Genomic DNA, 20,737 nt, shown 5'->3' on the forward strand with positions numbered 1-20,737 from the left:
CGTTTTTTGTATTTCGCAACACAAATTTACGATTCATTTAAAGAAGCCATCTTTTGGCTTCTTTTTTATCGGACAACAATGATTTTTAAAATCAATTCTTTCAAAATTATAATTTTATGCAATTAAAAACCAAATTAGCAGCAAGTGTATTATCGGCTTTATTCGTAATCAGCTGCAACAAAAAAGAGATTCACCACGAAGATCCGTTACTAACTAATAGAGATACGACCATAGTTCCCGGAGATGATTTTTTTCATTACGCTAATGGCGGATGGTTTAAGAAAAATCCAATTCCGACTAGTGAAAGTAGTAATGGAATTTTTAGAACTATTGGGGATACCATCAATGCACAAATAAAAAGTATTTGTGAAAAATCGGCAGCCAATATAAATGCTGTAAATGGAAGTAACGAACAGAAGATTGGCGATTTTTATGCTTCGGGAATGGATACGGTATCCATTGAAAAAAATGGTTTGAAACCCTTAGTTGCTACATTTTCAAAAATTGATGCGATTAAAAATGTTCCCGAGTTGTTGAACACTATTGGTTATCTTCATACTACTGGCGCTGGTCCAGCATTTTCTTTTTATGTTGGGCAAGATGATAAAATAAGTTCTAAAAATGCGTTATTCTTCGGACAAGGCGGTTTGGGTTTAGGTCAGAGAGATTATTATTTTAATACAGACGCCGAGACGGTAAAAATCAGAACCGAATATGTGAAACACATTCAGACAATGATGGAATTGATAGGCGATGATGCTGTTAAAGCAAAAGCTGCTGCTGCAACTGTAATGAAATTGGAAACAGAATTAGCTAAAAACAGTAGAAAGTTAGAGGCACTTCGCGACCCGAATAAGAATTACAACAAAATGAGTTTAGCTCAGTTTAAAGCGTCCACACCATCCATTGCATGGGATCTTGTTTTGCCGCAATTAGGAATTAAAAATGCGGATACATTAATTGTCGGTCAGCCAGAATTCTATACAGGATTGGATAAAGTTGTTGCGACTTATTCTATTGAAGATTGGAAAACGTATTTAAAATGGGATGTTGTAAATAGTTATGCTTCTTATTTAAATTCGGCTATCGAAAAGCAAAACTTTTATTTCTATTCCACCGTAATGAACGGCGTAAAAGAACAAAAGCCAAGATGGAAGCGAATAGTGGAGCAAACCGACGGTTCGTTGGGAGAATTAATCGGACAGGTTTATATTAAAGAGTATTTGCCAAAAGGGTCAAAAGAAAAACTACTGGAAATCGGAAATAATATTCGAGAGGTTTACGCTGATCGTATCAAGAAATTGGATTGGATGAGCGAAGAAACTAAGAAAAAAGCACTTTTTAAATTGAGTAAAATTGTAATGAAAGTGGGTTATCCAGATAAATGGAAAGATTTGAGCAGTATTTCTATCACTAGAAATGATTTTTGTGCTAATGTAATGGCGGTAAATAAATGGGCGTATGAGGATATGATTAAAAAATATGGGAAGCCTGTTGATAGAACGGAATGGGGAATGTTTCCACAAACGTATAACGCCTATTACAATCCAAGTAACAATGAGATTTGTGTGCCTGCTTGTAACATATTAGTGCCAGGATTTGAAGGTAGAATGCCAGATGATGCTATTTTATACGGAATAATTGGAGGATCAACATTTGGTCACGAAATTACCCACGGATTTGATGATCAAGGAAGCCAATATGATGACAAAGGAAATTTGAAAGATTGGTGGACTGCGGAAGACAAAGTAAAATTCAACCAAAAAACAAGAGCGATTGTGGCACAATTCAACAAGTTTGAACCGCTGAAAGGTAAGTTTGTTAACGGTGATGCAACCCAAGGTGAGAATATTGCCGATTTAGGTGGCATAGTAATGGGGTATGAAGCTTTTAAGAAAACAAAACAATATAAAAGGCAAGAAAAAATTAGTGGTTTAACACCAGATCAAAGATACTTTTTAGCCTATGGTTATGCGTGGAAAGTTCAAGCTAAAGATGAATCTATAGCAAGACAAATTATGTCTGATGTACATTCGCCTGCACAGTTTAGAATCATTGGTCCATTGATGAATATCCCCGAATTTTACAAAGCATTCAATGTAAAAGAAGGTAATAAAATGTATTTGCCAGAGAAAGACAGAGTTGTTATTTGGTAATGAGTTAGTATTAAAAAATCCCATCAACCGATGGGATTTTTTTTAATATTTCTTAGCTAGTGCTTCTTCGTAACGCTCGGTAACCTTCTTCCAATTAATAACTTTAAAGAAATTATCAATATATCTTTTACGCTTGTATTGGTAATCCAAATAGTAAGCGTGCTCCCAAACATCAAGGTTTAACAGAGGAGTTCCTGAAACGATTTGTTTTGGCATCAAAGGGTTGTCTTGATTTGGCGTTCCAGCAACAGATAATTTTCCGGTTTTGTCAGCAACGAGCCATGCCCATCCAGAACCAAATTGCTTTTCGGCAGCGTCAGAAAATTGCAATTTAAAGTTTTCAAAACTTCCAAAATCTCTTGCTATTATTGTTGCTAATGTGTCTTTAGGTTCACCGCCGCCTTTCGGTTTCATTCCTTCCCAGAAAAAACCATGATTGTAATATCCGCCAGCATTATTGCGCAGATCTGGATTGTTTGCATCCGATTTTTTTAAGATATCTTCAATAGAAAGATCCGTTAGTGTTGCATCTGCAGCGACTAATTTATTTAAATTATTAGTATACGTTAAATAATGTTTGGAATAATGTACTTCCATTGTAAGAATATCAATACTTGGCTCAAGTTCATTATAAGCGTAAGGTAATTTTGTTAATTCAAATTGTCCTTCGTCAGCAACTACATCATCAGGTTGACCAATAGTAATTTTTTCTTCGGCAGAGGGCAACGGGACTTCCACCACTTCGGTAAGTTTCTTTCTTTTACAAGAGGGTAAAGAGAACAGAAAAGATAAACATAAAACTAGCGGCACTATCTTTTTCATATTCTATTTTTTATCTTTTGCAATCGCGTTGATGGCCTCTATATATAATTCTTTGGCTTCGTCTATGGATAAGTGACTGATTTGCATCCAAGCATTCGTTTTAAAAGCATTTCTTAAATCAAAATCGGCGGAGTAATTGTAATTAATGGTACCAAAAGTTGCTTGTTTATAATAGGCGTATAATCGCAATTGAACATCTTGAGGAAGTTCTGATTGTGACATTGTTGAAGCAATTTCTACTGCCTCTTGAAATCGAATATCTAATTCTTTTTCAGACATTTTATTATTGTTTTAGGGCAACAACCGTTTCATTTCCGACAGCATTTTGCTGAAGTTTTACTTCTATTTTGGTTCCCAATGGGAAAAATATGTCCACTCTGGAACCAAATTTGATAAACCCAGCATCATCTCCTTGCTTTACCTGCATACCTTCTTGGGCGTAGTTTACAATTCGGCGTGCTAATGCTCCAGCAATCTGACGATACAGTATTTCTCCAAATTCTTTGCTTTCTATAACTACAGTAGTTCTTTCGTTTTCAGTACTAGCTTTCGGATGCCAAGCAACCAAATATTTCCCTGGATGGTATTTGCTGTACTTTATTAGTCCGCTAACGGCATAACGAGTAACGTGCACATTTATTGGTGACATGAAAATAGAAACCTGTAAACGTTTGTCTTTAAAATATTCTCCCTCAAAAACTTCTTCGATAACAACTACTTTTCCATCAACAGGAGCAAGTATAACTTTGTCATTTGGCGTTATTTTTCTGTTTGGATTTCTGAAAAATTGTAGAATTAATATCAGGAAAAGCAAAGTAGCAATTTGTATAGTCTTTTGCAACCAGAAAAGTTTAATCAATTCTGGTGTTAATAATGTTATGGCAACGGTAACTGTTGTTGCTATTAAGATAATTTTTCCGCCTTCTTTATGAAACATAATATAAAATTTGATAAAAAAAATAAACAAATGGAGCCACAAATATAATACTATCTAAACGATCTAAAACACCACCGTGTCCAGGCATAATAGTTCCGCTATCTTTTACACCTGCAATTCTTTTAAATTTAGATTCAATTAAATCGCCTAAAGTGCTAAATATACTAATTATTACGGCACTTATAGACCAAATAAATAGTGAAGTATAAAGATAATGTGGTTTTGGTTGAAAATAGAATTTAGAAATCAAAATTCCTGCAATCACAGAAAATACCATACCACCAATAAATCCTTCTACAGTTTTTTTAGGTGATATTTTTTCTAAAAGTTTGTGTTTTCCAATAGACTTTCCAACAATATACGCAAACGTATCATTGGTCCAAATAAGGATGAAAATGCTAATTATTATTTTTGGCTTGTATATATTGTATGCGAAGGGAATTTTAGAAATGATTATGAACGGAAGAATTACATATCCAATAAGATAGACGTATTTTGATACCGAATCTAATTTTTCTCTTTTGGAATTAAAAAGCAACAATAGGCATTTTGTTGAAACAAATAAGGTCGCAATTAAAATTAAAATGTCGTTAGTCTTATTGGTGTTGAATTGAATTGCTGTATAAAAAGATAAACCGCCAATTACTATGGGAAGTATTTTATTTATATGAACCAATGCACAAAACTCATAAATCGCAATTACCATAAAGATCCCAAACAGGATATAAAAACTAATAACTGAATAGGAAGTAGCAATTAAAAGTAGTGCAACATAAACTACACCGGACACTAATCTCTGTACTGATTCGTTCATTTTATAAATCTTCTAGAAGCAAAAGATACAAGTTTTTTGCAGTGCTTCCATATTGAAGAAAGTCTTCGTCTTTTGCTTTTTCGAAATATTTTATGGTTGTAATGTTTGTTGGATAATCTTTATCGTATTTCTTTTTGATGACGCGAAGTCCATCACTTTTTGCTTCTAAAATCTGGCTTGTTGTTGCTAAGATAATGATGTTGTTAGGCAAATCATTTGGTTTGTTTTGCTTAATTTGGTTAGAAGAAAAAAGTACAGAACCTTCATCAGCAATAAGATTTTCACAACTTGCAAATAAAAACATGGGATTGGCTGGCTTGTCAAAAGTTAGCTTGTTTTCTTCCAGCATGCTAAAAAGTTTTGGTTCGTAGCATAACGCTTCACCTTCAAACCAATCATTTTCTTCTAATATATTCAGAAATTGATCTTTTACTTCATTTAAGTTTTCGCAGTATAAAAACTTACCGCCATTTTTTTTGAAATTATAGGTAAACTTTTCATCTACTGGAAGTAGCGAAAAGCTTGAAGGAATATTGTTAAATTCGCTTTGACTTTCTTCGTCAGAGGCATCATTTCCAGTGCCAAAAAATTTTCTGAAAAGACTCATGCTTGTGTTGGTATAATCTAGGTTGAAAATTGAAATCCTCCAAAGATAAAAAAATCTTAATTCAAAAGTTACTTTTGAATTAAGATTTTAAAAAAATGTCGAGAAACGTAATTAGTTATACAATATCCGTTTCTTCAGTCGCAATTTCGAAAGGTCTTTTTCCGAAAAGCATTTCCAAATCATCTTTGAAAATAACTTCTTTTTCAATCAGAATATTAGCCAATTGTTCTAGTTTGTCTTTGTTGTCTTCCAGAATTTTTATCGCTCTTTGGTATTCAGTTTCAATCAATGTTGAAATTTCTTTATCAATGACTAAAGCCGTTTCTTCTGAGTAGGGTTTTGAGAAATTGTATTCACTTTGACCTGTTGAATCATAATAAGTGATATTACCAATTTTATCATTCAAACCATAAACTGTGATCATGGCACGAGCTTGTTTCGTCACTTTTTCCAAGTCACTTAATGCTCCTGTAGAAATTTTATTAAAAATAACTTTCTCAGCAGCTCTACCACCCATAGTGGCACACATTTCATCAAGCATTTGATCTGTTCGAACAATTTGTCGTTCTTCAGGTAAATACCAGGCTGCTCCTAAACTTTGGCCTCTTGGAACGATCGTCACTTTTACTAATGGCGCTGCGTGTTCAAGCATCCAACTTACAGTTGCATGACCCGCTTCGTGAACCGCAATGACGCGTTTTTCTTCAGTGGTGATGATTTTATTTTTCTTTTCTAAACCACCAACAATTCGGTCAACAGCATCTAAGAAATCTTGCTTATCCACTGCAGTTTTGTTGTGTCTGGCCGCAATTAAAGCAGCTTCATTACAAACGTTGGCAATGTCAGCACCAGAAAAACCTGGAGTTTGTTTTGCTAAGAAATCGGTATCCAATCCTTCCACTTTTTTAAGTGGCGCTAAATGCACTTCAAAGATTTCTTTTCTTTCACGAATATCTGGTAAGTCCACATAAATCTGTCTGTCAAATCGTCCAGCTCTTAATAGGGCTTTGTCTAAAACATCAGCTCTATTGGTTGCAGCAATTACAATAACGTGAGTATTTGTACCAAAACCATCCATTTCTGTCAATAATTGGTTTAAGGTGTTTTCACGTTCGTCATTTCCGCCTGACATATTGTTTTTTCCTCTTGCTCTTCCCACTGCATCAATCTCATCGATAAAGATTATAGAAGGCGCTTTGTCTTTGGCTTGTTTGAATAAGTCTCTTACACGAGAAGCTCCAACACCAACAAACATCTCAACAAAATCTGAACCAGATAAGGAGAAAAATGGTACTTTAGCTTCGCCAGCAACGGCTTTGGCTAATAATGTTTTTCCAGTTCCCGGAGGCCCAACTAATAATGCTCCTTTTGGAATTTTACCGCCAAGAACGGTATATTTTTCAGGAGTCTTAAGGAATTCTACAATTTCCTGAATTTCCTCTTTTGCACCTTCTAATCCAGCAACATCTTTGAATGTGGTTTTGACTTCTGCTTTTTCGTCAAAAAGTTTCGCTCTTGATTTTCCAATATTAAATAGTTGGCCACCGCCACCTCCGCCAACACCACCAGACATTCTTCTCATAATTAAGACCCAAAGGCCAATAATAATTATGAAAGGCAATATTCCAATTAAAATGTCGGACCAGTTGCTTTTCGCTTTAAAATCAAAATCTTTTATTTTGCCTTCTTGTGCTGCTTTTTCGATTTTGTTTTGGAAACTTTGGTCATTTCCAATATCAAAAGAGTAGTGTGGGCCTTTATTTTTATTGCCCATCATATCTTTCGCAACCTTAGCATTCGCTTTGTCTTTAAGAGCAGCTTCTGTCAAGTATGCTTCTCCTTCTGTTTTATTGTAGATAATTACTTTCTCAATTTGTCCTTTGTTTAAGTAATCATTAAATTTTGAAGAAGATATTTTAGTTGCATCTTGTAAACTTGAGCCACCAAAGTAGTTAAGTGCTATAAGGCCTGAAATTATTGCAGCATATATCCACCACGGACTGAATTTTAAACCATTTGGTTTTTTATTTTCGGACATTATCTAAGTATGTTTTTTAGTATTTATTTTCAATAGTCGTAATTTTGGCATCGCCCCAAAGTCCTTCAATATTATAGTATTCACGTATTTGTTTTTGGAATACATGAACTACAATGTTGACATAGTCCATTAGAACCCATTCGGCATTGTCGGTTCCTTCAACGTGCCAAGGTTTATCTTTTAATTCTTTTGAAACTGTCTTTTGAATGGAATTAACAATTGCGTTAACTTGTGTATTGGAACTACCATTACAGATGATGAAATAGTCGCAAACTGCTGTGTCTATTGCTCTCAAGTCGAGGATATCGATGTCATTACCTTTTACTTCTTCAATGCCTTTTATGATGTTCGCCAAGAGAACATCCGTGTTAACCTCTTTCTTCGCCATGTATTATTTATGTATGTTTTGCAAAGGTATTACTTTTTTGTGTTTATTTTTGCTTAACAAAAGTTTAAAATTCGTTAATATTTACCTTCTTACCATGCCATTAATCAAACTCGATGCCATAGATTCTACCAACGACTACCTAAAGCAATTATCCAAAGAATCTGACTTGGAAAATTATACCGTTGTCATGGCTAATGAACAAACAAAAGGGAAAGGACAAATGGGTTCAAAATGGATTTCTGAAAAAGGTAAAAATCTAACCATGAGTGTATTGGTTACTGATTTTCCGATAAACACCAAAAATATCTTTGATTTGAATATTGCCACAGCGCTCTCGGTAATCCGTGTTTTAAAAAATAGTAATGTGTCGAATGTTTCTATAAAATGGCCCAACGACATTATGGCAGATTCCAAAAAAGTGGCAGGGATTTTAATTGAGAATTCGTTCAAGTCTACCGGAAGCTTTATTGCAGTTGTCGGTATCGGACTTAATTTGAATCAGACTAATTTTGATCTTCTTCCACAAGCTACCTCGTTGAAAAAGGTTACCGGAAAAATCTATGATTTGGAAGAAATTGCCAATCAATTAAGAAATTCATTAGAAGTACATCTTCAAAGACTAAGAAATAATGCTGACGCACTTTGGGAGGAATACCATCAAAACATTTTTAGAATTAACTATCCGTCCGCATTTGAAGATAGCGAGGGGCAGCGTTTTATGGGAATTATTCAAGGAGTGACACGAGATGGAAAACTCGAACTTCTGCTAGAAGATGACAGTTTTGAATGTTTTGAAGTTAAAAAAGTAAAGTTGCTGTATTGAGATCGAGTTGAAGGATGGTACTAAAAAGCATTTATAAATCGTTCCGATTCAGCATACAAATAACGGAAATCAATAAAACACTAAATTGCGAAACTTTTCCTTTTGGTTTGTTGGTAAATTAATTACTTTTGTGGCACTTTGTTCTGAATTTGTTTCAGAATCTAATTAACAAACTCTTTTATTTATGAACATACACGAATATCAAGGAAAAGAAATTTTAGCAAGTTATGGCGTTCGCGTTCAGCGTGGTGTTGTTGCTAATAGTCCTGTAGAAGCTGTTGCTGCTGCAAAACAATTAACTGCTGAAACCGGAACGGGATGGTATGTTATCAAAGCCCAAATTCACGCTGGTGGAAGAGGAAAAGGTGGTGGAGTAAAATTGGCTAAAAATTTACAGCAGGTAGAAGAACTATCAGAACAAATTATTGGGATGATGTTAAAGACGCCACAAACATCGGCAGAAGGAAAAAGAGTTCATAAGATTCTAGTTGCTGAAGATGTGTATTATCCTGGAGAAAGTGAAACGTCTGAATTTTATGTGTCGGTCCTTTTAAATAGAGCAACTGCAAGAAATATGATTATGTATTCTACTGAAGGTGGAATGGATATTGAAGAAGTTGCTGAGCATACTCCGCATTTAATTTTTACTGAAGAAATTGATCCAGCAGTTGGATTACAAGGATTCCAAGCGAGAAGAATTGCTTTCAACTTAGGACTTTCTGGAAATGCTTTCAAAGAAATGGTGAAGTTTGTAGATTCTTTATACAACGCGTACATTGGTTGTGATGCTTCCATGTTTGAAATTAATCCGGTTTTGAAAACATCTGACAACAAAATTATGGCAGTGGATGCCAAAGTAAATATTGACGATAACGCTTTATACCGCCAGCCAAAATATGCTGACATGCGTGACATTCGCGAGGAAAATCCAATTGAAGTTGAAGCTAAAGAAGTGGGTTTAAACTATGTTGACCTTGACGGAACTGTTGGTTGTATGGTTAACGGTGCTGGATTAGCAATGGCAACAATGGATTTAATTAAGTATGCAGGTTTTGAACCAGCAAACTTCCTTGATGTTGGTGGAACTGCTGATGCAAAACGTGTTGAAACTGCATTCAGAATTATTTTGAAAGATCCAAACGTAAAAGCAATCCTAATCAATATTTTTGGAGGAATTGTTCGTTGTGACCGAGTGGCGCAAGGTGTTGTTGATGCCTATAAAAATATGGGTGATGCTATAAAAGTGCCAATCATTGTGCGTCTTCAAGGTACAAATGCTGAGATTGCAAAAGAGTTAATTGATAATTCGGGAATGCCAATTTTATCGGCAGTTCAGTTTCAAGAAGCAGCGGATCAAGTGAAAGCGGCTTTGTCATAAAAATTTAATTTTTTTATTGAATATAAATCCTGAGTGAAAGCTCGGGATTTTTTATTATTTTTCGCCACTATTTCTAGTACTACTAAATGGATCCATCTACTTTTTCTTCAAAAAGAATTGACATACTTATTGTTCTGATTTCACTAATAATGATGGCTATTGTGCTCAATCTACCATTTAAAGCCAAAGCATTTGGAGATGATTTTTCTTTTCATGCTCAATCAAAAGCGTTGGCTGCGTATATAAAAGGGGATGGAGGCTATGAAAAAGTAACACTCACTAAAGCCGTTGGACCAGTACTATTTTATACACCTGCCTATCTTTTAGCACCATCAGATCCAACAGATGATCAACTTTGGGTAAATGCAATTATAGCCACATTTATTATCTCTACGATAAGTTTATTGTTGGTTTTTAGGATTGGTTCTAATTTTTTTTCCAAAGAAGTTGGACTTTTAGCCGTAGTGTTATTTTTTTTATTTCCGATACATTTTTATTATTGTTTCGGGATTTCAGCCGAAATTCCAGCTTTTTTTTCTTTAACATTAGCGCTTTATGGATGGTCAATTGTATTCCTGAATCCCAATAAAATAAATGGTTGGATTATACTGGTTTTAGGTTTGTGGTTTCTTATTCTGAACAGACCAAATGCAATGCTTATACTTGGTTTAGGACTACTGATCTTAATATATGCTTTCTTTAGGAGAAAAGAGTTTTTTAAAATATATGGAAAAAATTTAGCATTGACTTTTTGCTCTGTTGGATTGTTGAGTTTTGGTGTTTTGCAAATTGCTAAAGCGGTCACTGGAACCAAGTCAAATGAAAGTCAAGAAGGATTGTTTTATTATGTTGCACATCAAGGAAGGTTTCAGTTTAGAGAAGAACCTACCGATTTTCGTTTTTGGGAAAATGATATCCGACCAGATAGTAAAGATTATCAAAATTGGGGAAAAAGTGGCGAAGAGTTAGGTATAATAATGGAAAAACAACACCGAACTTATAATGATGTTTATCGTGAATTTTTGATTACTGATGCATTCGAGCATCCATTTTTATTCACAAGGCAGTTTATTGTAAAATGCTTTTTTGGGCATGCTTACTTCATCAATAGTGTTAAACCAAGTGATTTTCATCTTGGACCAATACATGGCGCAATAGCTTATTGGTTTGTTATTTTGATTATTAATTCAATTAATGTTTTACTTATTCTCGGAGCATTTTTATTTTTATTCAAAGAAAAAAACCTGATTAATTATTGGCTGTTTTGGGGAATAATTCTTTCGCTATTAATTTTCCACGGATTAATTTATATGGAACCACGATACATGTTTCCATCACGAGTTGGATTATACTTAATGAGTGCGGCCGGATTGTATCATATAAAATGGATTCAGCGTAAAGTGAATTTTATTGCAAAATTTGTTTTCCCTGCTAAAACATGAATTCGGGAGATTTAAAATCTAAACTATTTACTATCTAAATTGTTTTGTTGCTTCGTTTGTATACTTAAACTAAAATTTAAAAGGATAATAACTAATAATTTATTTGCATTTTAAAGACGGATGCAGTCTGATTGCATTTTTTATCAAATAATTAACGAAAACCTTGCTATAATTCTTTTTTATTTCATTTTGAATTCCCTAAATTTGTTGAATTGTTAAACAAACAGATTTAATTCCTTTATTTATACTATGTCCAAAACAGCAATATTAGAATTTGATGGCACTAAATATGAGTTTCCTGTAATTATAGGAAGCGAAAATGAAGCAGGCATCGATATTGAAAAATTACGTGCTTTAACAGGTGCAATCACACTTGATCCAGGTTATAAAAACTCTGGTTCGTGCAAAAGTGAAATCACTTTTTTAGATGGTGAAGAAGGAATTCTTCGGTACAGAGGCTATGCTATTGAAGATTTAGCTGAAAAAGCTGATTTTCTTGAAGTAGCTTTCTTAGTAATCTTCGGAGAATTACCAACTAAAACTGAGTTAGCTCAGTTTGAAATGGACATCAGAAAACACACTTTGGTAAACGAAGAAATGAAAAGCATCATAGATGGTTTTCCAAAAACGGCACATCCAATGGGCGTTTTAGCTTCGCTTACAAGTGCATTAACAGCTTTCAATCCAAAAGTTGTAAATGTTGAAAATGAAAAGGAAATGTATGATGCAGTTTGTAAAACAATGGCGAAATTCCTCGTTATTGCGACTTGGACGTACAGAAAAATGATGGGTTATCCGTTAAATTACTATGACAATACTATTGGATATGTAGATAATTTTATGCAATTGATGTTTAAATTACCTACCGGGCCATACGCAGCAAATCCGATTGTAGTAGATGCTTTAGATAAATTATTTATACTTCATGCTGACCACGAGCAAAATTGTTCAACCTCTACGGTGCGAATTGTTGGGTCTTCACATGCAGGTTTATTTGCTTCAATCTCTGCTGGTGTTTCGGCACTTTGGGGACCACTTCACGGTGGAGCAAACCAAGCGGTTTTAGAAATGCTTGAAGCCATTCAAAAAGACGGTGGCGATGCCGCAAAATATATGGCAAAAGCAAAAGATAAAGATGATCCGTTTCGTTTAATGGGATTCGGTCACAGAGTATATAAAAACTTTGATCCAAGAGCAAGAATCATTAAGAAAGCTGCTGATGAGGTTTTAAAAACATTAGGCGTTGATGATCCAATTTTAAACATTGCGAAACAATTAGAAGCAGCAGCATTAGTTGACGAGTATTTCGTATCCAGAAAATTATATCCAAATGTTGATTTCTATTCGGGTATTATATATCGTGCCTTAGGTATTCCAACAGATATGTTTACCGTTATGTTCGCAATTGGACGTCTTCCGGGTTGGATTGCACAATGGAAAGAAATGCGCATCAACAAAGAACCAATAGGAAGACCAAGACAAATCTATACGGGTCATCCTTTAAGAGACTTTAAAGAAGTAGACAAAAGATAGCTACTGATTCAAATAATGAAGCTCCTTGTGAAAACAAGGGGCTTTTTTTATTAGTTCCATTTTATTTTTATAGTAACTGACATCTAAACAGTATCAAAATAGAATGCTAATTATAAAATGTAAGATAATATCTTTTAGTATTTAATAAAATATGTAGTTTATCGATTATAAAGGTATTTTGTGGATTTATTTTTAAAAACAGTCTATATTTGATTTGTCAAGATAGCAGAACTTAAATCAAAAAATTAGTTAAGATTTTAATTTATTTTTTAATTTTTAAATGTATTGTTATGAAAATGAAAACTACCTACTTTTTTACAATTTTAACTCTTCTTGGAGTTGTTTGTTCTTCAAAAGCGCAATCTCTAAATACGTTCTCCGGCGAAAATGCTGGAGCTAATAATACGGGAAATTTTAATACCGGATTTGGAATAAATTCACTTAAAAACAATACAAGTCATAGTAACAATGCGTTTGGCTTTGGGACATTGATTGCTGCTTCAGGAGGATTTAACTGTGCTTTTGGTAATGAAGCATTATCTTTAACTACAACTGGAAATTTAAACGCAGCATTCGGTACCAGAAGCTTATTGAATAATACTACAGGTTCAAAAAATATTGCAATTGGACACAGAACAATGGAAGCAAATAGTAGTGGAAGTAATAATACCTCTGTTGGTTATGCATCCTTAACTACGAATAATGGTAACAGTAATGTAGCAGTTGGATTTACAACACCTAGAAACTTAATAAGTGGAGATAGTAATGTTTTCTTAGGTTCAGAAACAGCAATTAATTTGTTTAATGGTAGTTACAATGTTATGTTAGGAAATAGAATAACGTTAAATAGAGCTCCATCAACACCTCTATTAGCGGGATCAGATACCAATAAATCAGTTATAATTTCTGATGGTGCTGGAGTACAAAGAATTTTTATTAATAAAAATGGTAATACCGGAATCGGTTTGGGGAATAATGTTATTCCCGTAAACAAATTGGACATAAAAGGTGGAGTTGCTATAGGAAAAAATTTCACGCCAAATGGAATTGCCCCAATTGCATCTGCTCCAATAAATGGCTTAGCGGTAGAAGGTAGACTAGGAATCGGGACATTAGCTCCAAATAATAAAGTAGAAATCACTCAAGGAACCAACGGAAATTCGGGACTACGGTTTACCAACTTAACCAGTAGTTTTGTGCCAACATCAGTGCAATCTTCGAATCATTTTTTAAGCGTGAATGCTACAGGAGATGTTGTTTTACAAAAAATGTCAAATGTTGTGCAAAGCAATATTCTTTCATCAGCGGGTAATTTAATGACCAGTAATGTAAACGGTATTAGTTCATCTACCAAAATTGTTAATTCTATAGCTAATTCTATTAACGAGAGTAATCAATTGATTACAACGGTAAACGGAGTTTCTAGTGCTCCCGTAAATTTACCTGTTCCGAATATGGAAGAAATTGACGGTAGTGTAACAAATGAACTTCAAACAATATCTCAATCTGAAAACACAATTACACTTTCTAATGGCGGAGGTTCTTTTATTTTACCAACATTCACACAAGTACCTCAAGTGATTTCTCAATCGGGAAATACCATTTCACTTTCTAACGGTGGCGGATCATTTACATTTCCAACATTTACAGATACTGATGCGCAATCATTGGCACTAGCAGGTAATACCTTATCAATATCTAATGGGAACAGCGTAACGCTTCCCACTTATGTAGATGTACCGCAAACCATTTCACAGTCTGGAAATACTATTTCACTTTCTAATGGTGGAGGTTCTTTTATTTTACCAACATTCACACAAGTACCTCAAGTGATTTCTCAATCGGGAAATACCATTTCACTTTCAAACGGTGGCGGATCATTTACAATGCCAACAACGAGTGTTGTAGCAGGAACAAATGTTGCTGTTACCGGAAACGGGTCAGCGGCAACGCCTTTCTTAATCAACGCTACTGATAAAAGTATTTTTGCAGATAACGGAACCATAGATCAGGCAACAACTATAAGTGGCAATCGAGTTGTAAATATGAATAACAGAAACATTTGGTTTAATAGCGCAAGCACCGATGCAAATGGTAAAATCTATATCGGTTCAACCGCTACTTATCCAACAACAACTGGAAACTACAAGCTCTTTGTTGAAGGCGGAATTTTGACCGAAAAAGTAAAAGTGGCATTAAGAAGCACGGCAAATTGGGCAGATTACGTTTTCGAAAAAGATTACAATCTAATGCCGTTAAATGAAGTTGAGAACTATATTACGGCTAACAAACACTTACCTGGAATTGATTCTGCAGCAGAGTTGGCTACTAACGGACTTGACATTGCAGAAATGCAAGCAAAGCACATGGCTAAAATTGAAGAGTTAACCCTTTACATTATCGAGCAAAATAAAGCTATCGAACGAAATACTAAAGCTATTGAAGAATTACAAAAACAAGTTCAAGTACTAACTGCTAATCAGGATTGATATGAAAACCATAGTAAAAACACTATTAGTTTGTGCTATTTGTTTCAATTCAAGTATCATTTCAGCACAAGTTAACGACTATTTGAATTCTGAAAAAGCCAGAATCTCAGAGGCAAACAGTATAGAGTTGGAAATAAATGATTTTGTAAAAGATAATTTTAACAATTATATTTTATCTCAAGAAATCACCGATGATTTAATTCAACACCTAAGAAGTGAAGAAGAATTTACGGATGCCGAACTGAAAATAGCTATTGAAAATGCAAAAGTAGTTGAATTAAGAAAATTGTTTTTCATTCAAAATCCGGATAAAAAAGACAGTTTTTTTGCTAAACCACTTCCAGTCGAAATACAACAAGATTGTATTAATGGTGACTTTGAAGACGGAACTGCTGGCTACACTTTTTGGTCAGATGCACATCCACAACCGGCTACGGGAGATGCCTTCTTTTTATCGTGTGCAACACCAACTGAACTATCTGCTACAAATATGGTTACGCCTGCAGTCAATAATATGAATGCAACGGTTACATTGATTGACAGTACAAGTCCAGGTTATCAGCAGTATGATCCAACACTTGCAGGATTGGGTGTAAACATTCCAACCTTGTTTACTAGTGGTGGCGGTAATAAGTGTATCAAGTTGAACAACGAACAAGGAATGGGTTCTTCGGATCAAACTACGGTTTCACGCTATTTCCCGAATATAAATCAGTCTACTATCGATTTTAATTTTTCATTGATAATGGATAATAAACCGGCACACGGGCAACCAATACAACCCTTTTTCCGAATTAGAGTTAAAGATCAATTCAATAATATTGTAGACGAAGTTTGTATCATCGCCAATCCTGATAATTGTTTGTTTAATGTAATCTATGTGAGTAGCAATCGGAGAGTACTTTACACCGACTGGATTTGTGCCCGATTGAATGTGGGCGAAATCCTAAACCAACCTGGAACAATTGAGTTTACAGTTAGCGATTGTCAACCCTCAGCGCATTTTGGAACGGTTTACATTGATAATATCTGCGGAACGGTTTGCGCTAGTCCAAAATTAGGTGCTTTGAATACTAATCCGACCAATATTAATTGTCCCGATTTAACAGCAAGTACGCCTATTCAAGTTTGCGGAACCTATCAACCACCAGCAAATGCTACACTCAATTCGATTACATTAAATATAACCCAAAACGGAACTGTTGTCGGTACTATGAATGCACCAACACTACTTTCGTCAAGCACATTTTGCTTTACTGTTGCTCCAAGTTTGTTTGGAGCTGATCCTTCAGGAAATTTTGAGTTTCTAATCAATGCCAATTTCAATGTCGTCTGTCCTGCTGGTACTTTTATCTATACCATTTCGGATAATTCTGCCAATGTGGGACCCGATGTGAGTTTTAACGATTGTTGTCAACCAATATTAACACTGACTTCTCCTGCAGACGATGTCACCAATTTAGCCGCGGTAACGGTAAAATTAAAAGAAAGATCGAATTGGATCAAGGCAACAAATATTGTAGCGGTTGGAGATAATGTTTTACTTAACGGCGTTGTTTATCATGCGGAAAACTTTGTTGAATTAAACCCCGGATTTGAAGCACTTCTTGGAGCTCAATTTGTAGCGTATCCTGAAGGGTGTTCGGCAAGTTATAGTTTCAGAAACGATACTCCATCCACAGCAGTTATAGAACCAACGAAGATGGAAGAAACGGTCAAGCTGATTCGAATAGTTCGTGATTTTGCTATCGTGCCAAACCCATCCAGCACCACTATCGAAATTATAATGAAAGACTCGAAGTTCAGAAAAGTTAGCATTGCAACTATTGATGGTAAGATTGTAGATGAAAGAAATTTGGAAGAGACTTACAAAACCCAAATCGATGTTAGCCGCTACGCCAATGGAATATATATCATCAACGTTACGTCCGATGATGGAAGAATATATACAAAGAAATTAATTAAAAATTAAAATAATTTAATAGGTTTATTGGGCAAGGCTCTGCGTTTAATCGCAGAGCCTTGTATTTATTAGTATGTTTTCTAATACATTTGTAAAATTTCAATTAGTATAAATGATAACAACAATAAATCTGATTTTATCAAATCAAAGTAAAAATTTAGAATTAAAAGTTTTTGATAAAAAAATTGTCACATCTCTTGCAAAATATCATTCAATAAATAATAACTCATTTGATATTGAAATTACGTTCATTGATGATATTGAATTTTTTAGAACGCACGACTATCAATGGGCAAAATCCGATAAAGAATTAGTAGCTTCGGAATACACACCAAAAATAGTAAAACTAAAAAATGGTTTTTATATTCAACCTACTATTCAAGTAGGAATTTGGGAATTTAATCCAAAGTATAAAAATAAAATCCTTTGGCGCATCAATCCCGAATTTTCGGCTACCATTACAAAGTATTCTGGACCAAAAAACGAAAAAAAAGTTGAGTCTGTATTTTACCCTTTTGATTTTAACAATGAAATAGCGCTAGTATTTTCAAATAAAAATGCTATCGAATTCAGTCGATCACCAATTCCTTTTTCAGCGATAGCTTGTTTTACAGATCATTGTGATTTTGATACTTTAGACAATCTAAAATCACAAAGAGCGTTTTTTAAAGAGAACGAAATTAAAATCACAAAAGGTTTTTTTTTGAATCATTATTCAAAGAGAGAAGACAATGCTTCGTTTGAAAATAATTTTGACGAATTATTAAAATGGAAAAATGACGGACACGAATTATGTTATCATTCGCTTTCACAATCTCTAAAGAACGATAAAGAAAGTTTTGAAGACTTTGTGTCTTTTGAAAATCCTATCAACTCCATTCCCACATGGATCGATCATGGTTATCAACCCTATAATTTTTCATTATATGAAAATCTTGGATTTGAAGAAAGTGAATTTGTTAAGGTTTTGAATAAAAATAAAATTGAAATTCTTTGGAATTATATCGATTCAGGCACATCAACCTTGGGAGTACTTAATCAATTAAATTCAAATGATTTTACTCTAAAAAGTTATTTTAAAGGAATAAAAAACTTGTCTTTTAAAGACAAGTTTGCACTTAAAATTAAAATCATTCTTTTTCATTATTATGCCGATCAAGAAACTATAACAAAATATAAAAATGTTTCATCAAGTTTTAAAAAATGTGTCGAACAAAAAAAAATAAGACAATTGTTCCATTTTGTTCAAACTTTAATTTCCATTTCAATACCGATAGTAAAAGTGTTTTTTTATTGGAATTCAATTAAAAATAAGCCTTTTAAATTCGCAAAATACGCACCTGTAGTTTTTAAACATAAAATTCAAAATTTTAAATTTACTATTTTTCAAACTATTGAAATAGTAGATTTTAAAAAGTCACTTTCATTTAAAAATATTGACAAACTTGCGGAAGAAAAAGGACTTTTTATTGCACATACTTATTTTTCAGTTCCAATGAAATATCATTTTGGGAAATTATTTAAAAGTGAAAATATAGTCGACCAGGAAGTTGCCGATAATTTTTCTTATTTGAGTTCCAAAATCAAAAGCAATCAAATTTGGAATCCAACGATTAGCGAATTAGTGCAATTTTTAAGTAAATTTGAAGACATAAAACTCGATGTAAACGAATCAGGAAATATAATTTGTAGTACTAATTTCGATTTGCCGTATAGAGATATTAATTAAATGGAACTATTATTTACTAAAGATAGCGACTGGTTAAAAAGATGGGATGACTATGTTTTAAACGAAAATAAAGCAAGCCATTTATTATTGTCAGATTGGAACAAATCGTTTCAAAATTATGGTTTTGATTTTGAGATATGTATTGCATTAGAAGATAATAAAATTATTGGTGGCTTTTCGGCGGTGATTGCTAAAGCGCTTTTTTTGAAATTTTATATCATTCCATTTGGACCCATACTTTCTCACTATAATACTGAAAATTTTAATCAATTGATTTCTAAAGTAAAATCAAGAGCTAATTTTTTGAATTGCTGTTATTGTCATATTACTTTACCAAGTTCAAAAGTAATAAACGCTCATGTTATTTCTGAAATTGAAAAATCAGCGCTATTCAGTACTGCAAAAGAAGGACACAGATTCAACTACGTTTATTCTTCAAACGGATTAAATTGGAAACGGATTGATAATTTCGAAAATGAGGAAATGTTGATTAGTAGCTTTAAAGCTTCTGTTAGAAGATACATTAGAAGTTCCATCCGAAAAGGAATGGAATTGCAATTTGCTGTTAATGAAGAACAAATAAAGAAGGGGTATGAATTGTGTCTTAAAAATGCCAAAGAAAATGGTTATGCTTTAAGAGATTGGGATTCTTTTGGGAAAACAATTAGTGCTCTTGTTAAAAACGATACCGCTAAATTTCTAATAGCAAATTACCAAGGAACCATAAAAGGGAGTGCTTTTATAGTAAAATCGGGTAATTATTACACCTATATTTTAGGAGGAACTGTTAAAGAGAAACCTGATTTTCTTGCAGGACATTTTCTTCATTATTCTGCTTGTAAATTAGCTTGGCAAGAGAAATTTGATGGTTATAATATTTCGCTTGGTGGTTCAATTGGGGTTGTTAATTTAAAGAATAGTTACGCTGATGAACAAATTTATTTTGAAAATTCAAAATACTATTGGATTCTAAAACCCACTCAATTTAAAATGTTCGTCTTTCTAGAAAAGTTTATAAAAAAACATAAAAAAAATATTTCTAAAGTATTATCAAAAGCTAAGAGATGATAAAAAAAATAAAGAAATTATTTAAAATAGTTACTATAGATGTATTAATTTACTACAAGGATAAACCTTCTACTATTTCCATAGATTTAAATGAGTTTAAAATAATTAAAAAAGAGATTGATTCCAATAAAGTGAAATATTACATTCTTGTAAATGAGCAAGAAATTCATCAAAGTTTTCTTTTTAAGAAAGTCTATCTTCAAAAGCTGATAAAAAAGAAAGGGCCAACGATTGGGGATTGTAAAACAGCTGAGGCATTTAAAGGAAAGTCGATTTATCCCTATGTAATTAATCATATTGCTAATTCAGAATTAAAGGAAGGAATAAATGAAGTTTTTATCAATGTAAATCCAGATAATTTTGCCTCAATTCGCGGTATTGAAAAAGCAGGTTTTAAAAAATACGTCCATCTAAAAGCTAAAAGATTCCTGTTTTTTTACTTTAACGTAAATAAAGATTTTTTTTAAAATAATTTCGATCTAATAAAAATAGTGAAAAGCTTTCCAATTTGCACAGCTTTTTTATATTTGCTAAAAGCCTAAAGCACCTT

Annotated in this window: 17 protein-coding genes; 10 read left to right on the forward strand and 7 right to left on the reverse strand. The window is 33.6% G+C overall.

Going from position 1 to position 20,737, the window contains the following annotated elements; translation table 11 throughout:
* Positions 1 to 116: 116 nt before the first annotated feature.
* Complete coding sequence (locus PSU83_RS02230; protein ID WP_300586242.1) at positions 117 to 2,156, forward strand: M13 family metallopeptidase; 2,040 nt, start codon at positions 117 to 119, stop codon at positions 2,154 to 2,156.
* A gap of 42 nt (positions 2,157 to 2,198) precedes the next feature.
* Here the strand turns inward: PSU83_RS02230 and PSU83_RS02235 are convergent, their stop codons facing one another.
* From PSU83_RS02235 to rsfS, 7 genes are all read right to left on the reverse strand, one after another.
* Positions 2,199 to 2,978, reverse strand: coding sequence for a superoxide dismutase (locus PSU83_RS02235; RefSeq protein WP_300586244.1), 780 nt, complete (start codon positions 2,976 to 2,978; stop codon positions 2,199 to 2,201).
* A gap of 3 nt (positions 2,979 to 2,981) precedes the next feature.
* Entirely contained in the window at positions 2,982 to 3,257 is a 276-nt protein-coding gene (locus PSU83_RS02240; RefSeq protein WP_300586246.1) for an acyl-CoA-binding protein, read from the reverse strand.
* A 4-nt stretch (positions 3,258 to 3,261) separates the two neighbouring features.
* Positions 3,262 to 3,915: a phosphatidylserine decarboxylase family protein gene (locus tag PSU83_RS02245; protein WP_300586248.1), complete on the reverse strand. Its 654-nt coding sequence runs from the start codon at positions 3,913 to 3,915 to the stop codon at positions 3,262 to 3,264.
* Positions 3,905 to 4,729, reverse strand: coding sequence for a phosphatidate cytidylyltransferase (locus PSU83_RS02250; RefSeq protein ID WP_300586250.1), 825 nt, complete (start codon positions 4,727 to 4,729; stop codon positions 3,905 to 3,907). Before PSU83_RS02250 ends, PSU83_RS02245 begins: the two co-directional genes overlap by 11 nt.
* Position 4,730: 1 nt before the next feature.
* A complete protein-coding gene (locus PSU83_RS02255) occupies positions 4,731 to 5,336 on the reverse strand; it encodes a lactate utilization protein B/C (protein ID WP_300586252.1) in 606 nt (201 codons plus the stop codon).
* 115 nt (positions 5,337 to 5,451) lie between these two features.
* Positions 5,452 to 7,374 (reverse strand): ATP-dependent zinc metalloprotease FtsH, encoded by a 1,923-nt coding sequence (ftsH, locus tag PSU83_RS02260; RefSeq protein WP_300586253.1) that lies wholly within the window; start codon positions 7,372 to 7,374, stop codon positions 5,452 to 5,454.
* A gap of 16 nt (positions 7,375 to 7,390) precedes the next feature.
* Positions 7,391 to 7,762 (reverse strand): ribosome silencing factor, encoded by a 372-nt coding sequence (rsfS, locus tag PSU83_RS02265; RefSeq protein ID WP_300586256.1) that lies wholly within the window; start codon positions 7,760 to 7,762, stop codon positions 7,391 to 7,393.
* Between the two features lie 94 nt (positions 7,763 to 7,856).
* Between rsfS and PSU83_RS02270 the strand changes: the two genes are divergently transcribed.
* The 9 genes from PSU83_RS02270 (at position 7,857) to PSU83_RS02310 (ending at position 20,654) form a co-directional block, all read left to right on the forward strand.
* Entirely contained in the window at positions 7,857 to 8,585 is a 729-nt protein-coding gene (locus tag PSU83_RS02270; RefSeq protein ID WP_300586258.1) for a biotin--[acetyl-CoA-carboxylase] ligase, read from the forward strand.
* Between the two features lie 184 nt (positions 8,586 to 8,769).
* Positions 8,770 to 9,963 (forward strand): ADP-forming succinate--CoA ligase subunit beta, encoded by a 1,194-nt coding sequence (gene sucC / locus PSU83_RS02275; RefSeq protein WP_300586260.1) that lies wholly within the window; start codon positions 8,770 to 8,772, stop codon positions 9,961 to 9,963.
* Positions 9,964 to 10,049: 86 nt separating this feature from the next.
* Positions 10,050 to 11,405 (forward strand): glycosyltransferase family 39 protein, encoded by a 1,356-nt coding sequence (locus tag PSU83_RS02280; protein WP_300586262.1) that lies wholly within the window; start codon positions 10,050 to 10,052, stop codon positions 11,403 to 11,405.
* A 249-nt stretch (positions 11,406 to 11,654) separates the two neighbouring features.
* The gene (locus PSU83_RS02285) at positions 11,655 to 12,938 is read left to right on the forward strand and encodes a citrate synthase (protein ID WP_300586265.1); all 1,284 of its coding nucleotides are present in this window, start codon (positions 11,655 to 11,657) and stop codon (positions 12,936 to 12,938) included.
* 290 nt (positions 12,939 to 13,228) lie between these two features.
* Positions 13,229 to 15,427 carry a hypothetical protein gene (locus tag PSU83_RS02290; RefSeq protein ID WP_300586267.1) on the forward strand — a complete coding sequence of 733 codons (2,199 nt, stop codon included), beginning with the start codon at positions 13,229 to 13,231 and terminating at the stop codon, positions 15,425 to 15,427.
* A gap of 1 nt (position 15,428) precedes the next feature.
* Positions 15,429 to 17,399, forward strand: a complete 1,971-nt coding sequence (locus PSU83_RS02295; protein WP_300586268.1) for a T9SS type A sorting domain-containing protein — start codon at positions 15,429 to 15,431, stop codon at positions 17,397 to 17,399.
* A gap of 103 nt (positions 17,400 to 17,502) precedes the next feature.
* Positions 17,503 to 19,119 (forward strand): hypothetical protein, encoded by a 1,617-nt coding sequence (locus tag PSU83_RS02300; RefSeq protein WP_300586270.1) that lies wholly within the window; start codon positions 17,503 to 17,505, stop codon positions 19,117 to 19,119.
* The gene (locus PSU83_RS02305; RefSeq protein ID WP_300586272.1) at positions 19,120 to 20,187 is read left to right on the forward strand and encodes a peptidoglycan bridge formation glycyltransferase FemA/FemB family protein; all 1,068 of its coding nucleotides are present in this window, start codon (positions 19,120 to 19,122) and stop codon (positions 20,185 to 20,187) included.
* Positions 20,184 to 20,654, forward strand: a complete 471-nt coding sequence (locus tag PSU83_RS02310; protein WP_300586274.1) for a hypothetical protein — start codon at positions 20,184 to 20,186, stop codon at positions 20,652 to 20,654. The genes PSU83_RS02305 and PSU83_RS02310 overlap by 4 nt, the downstream gene beginning before the upstream one ends.
* Positions 20,655 to 20,737: the final 83 nt, after the last annotated feature.

The sequence above is a fragment of the Flavobacterium sp. genome, from assembly GCF_029945805.1.
Classification (GTDB): Bacteria; Bacteroidota; Bacteroidia; order Flavobacteriales; family Flavobacteriaceae; genus Flavobacterium.

What these genes read in the sequence shown, in the direction of transcription:
- PSU83_RS02230 (WP_300586242.1), top strand. Translation starts at nt 117, where the DNA reads ATGCAATTAAAAACCAAATTAGCAGCAAGTGTATTATCGGCTTTATTC.
- PSU83_RS02235 (WP_300586244.1), bottom strand. Translation starts at nt 2,978, where the DNA reads ATGAAAAAGATAGTGCCGCTAGTTTTATGTTTATCTTTTCTGTTCTCT.
- PSU83_RS02240 (WP_300586246.1), bottom strand. Translation starts at nt 3,257, where the DNA reads ATGTCTGAAAAAGAATTAGATATTCGATTTCAAGAGGCAGTAGAAATT.
- PSU83_RS02245 (WP_300586248.1), bottom strand. Translation starts at nt 3,915, where the DNA reads ATGTTTCATAAAGAAGGCGGAAAAATTATCTTAATAGCAACAACAGTT.
- PSU83_RS02250 (WP_300586250.1), bottom strand. Translation starts at nt 4,729, where the DNA reads ATGAACGAATCAGTACAGAGATTAGTGTCCGGTGTAGTTTATGTTGCA.
- PSU83_RS02255 (WP_300586252.1), bottom strand. Translation starts at nt 5,336, where the DNA reads ATGAGTCTTTTCAGAAAATTTTTTGGCACTGGAAATGATGCCTCTGAC.
- ftsH (WP_300586253.1), bottom strand. Translation starts at nt 7,374, where the DNA reads ATGTCCGAAAATAAAAAACCAAATGGTTTAAAATTCAGTCCGTGGTGG.
- rsfS (WP_300586256.1), bottom strand. Translation starts at nt 7,762, where the DNA reads ATGGCGAAGAAAGAGGTTAACACGGATGTTCTCTTGGCGAACATCATA.
- PSU83_RS02270 (WP_300586258.1), top strand. Translation starts at nt 7,857, where the DNA reads ATGCCATTAATCAAACTCGATGCCATAGATTCTACCAACGACTACCTA.
- sucC (WP_300586260.1), top strand. Translation starts at nt 8,770, where the DNA reads ATGAACATACACGAATATCAAGGAAAAGAAATTTTAGCAAGTTATGGC.
- PSU83_RS02280 (WP_300586262.1), top strand. Translation starts at nt 10,050, where the DNA reads ATGGATCCATCTACTTTTTCTTCAAAAAGAATTGACATACTTATTGTT.
- PSU83_RS02285 (WP_300586265.1), top strand. Translation starts at nt 11,655, where the DNA reads ATGTCCAAAACAGCAATATTAGAATTTGATGGCACTAAATATGAGTTT.
- PSU83_RS02290 (WP_300586267.1), top strand. Translation starts at nt 13,229, where the DNA reads ATGAAAATGAAAACTACCTACTTTTTTACAATTTTAACTCTTCTTGGA.
- PSU83_RS02295 (WP_300586268.1), top strand. Translation starts at nt 15,429, where the DNA reads ATGAAAACCATAGTAAAAACACTATTAGTTTGTGCTATTTGTTTCAAT.
- PSU83_RS02300 (WP_300586270.1), top strand. Translation starts at nt 17,503, where the DNA reads ATGATAACAACAATAAATCTGATTTTATCAAATCAAAGTAAAAATTTA.
- PSU83_RS02305 (WP_300586272.1), top strand. Translation starts at nt 19,120, where the DNA reads ATGGAACTATTATTTACTAAAGATAGCGACTGGTTAAAAAGATGGGAT.
- PSU83_RS02310 (WP_300586274.1), top strand. Translation starts at nt 20,184, where the DNA reads ATGATAAAAAAAATAAAGAAATTATTTAAAATAGTTACTATAGATGTA.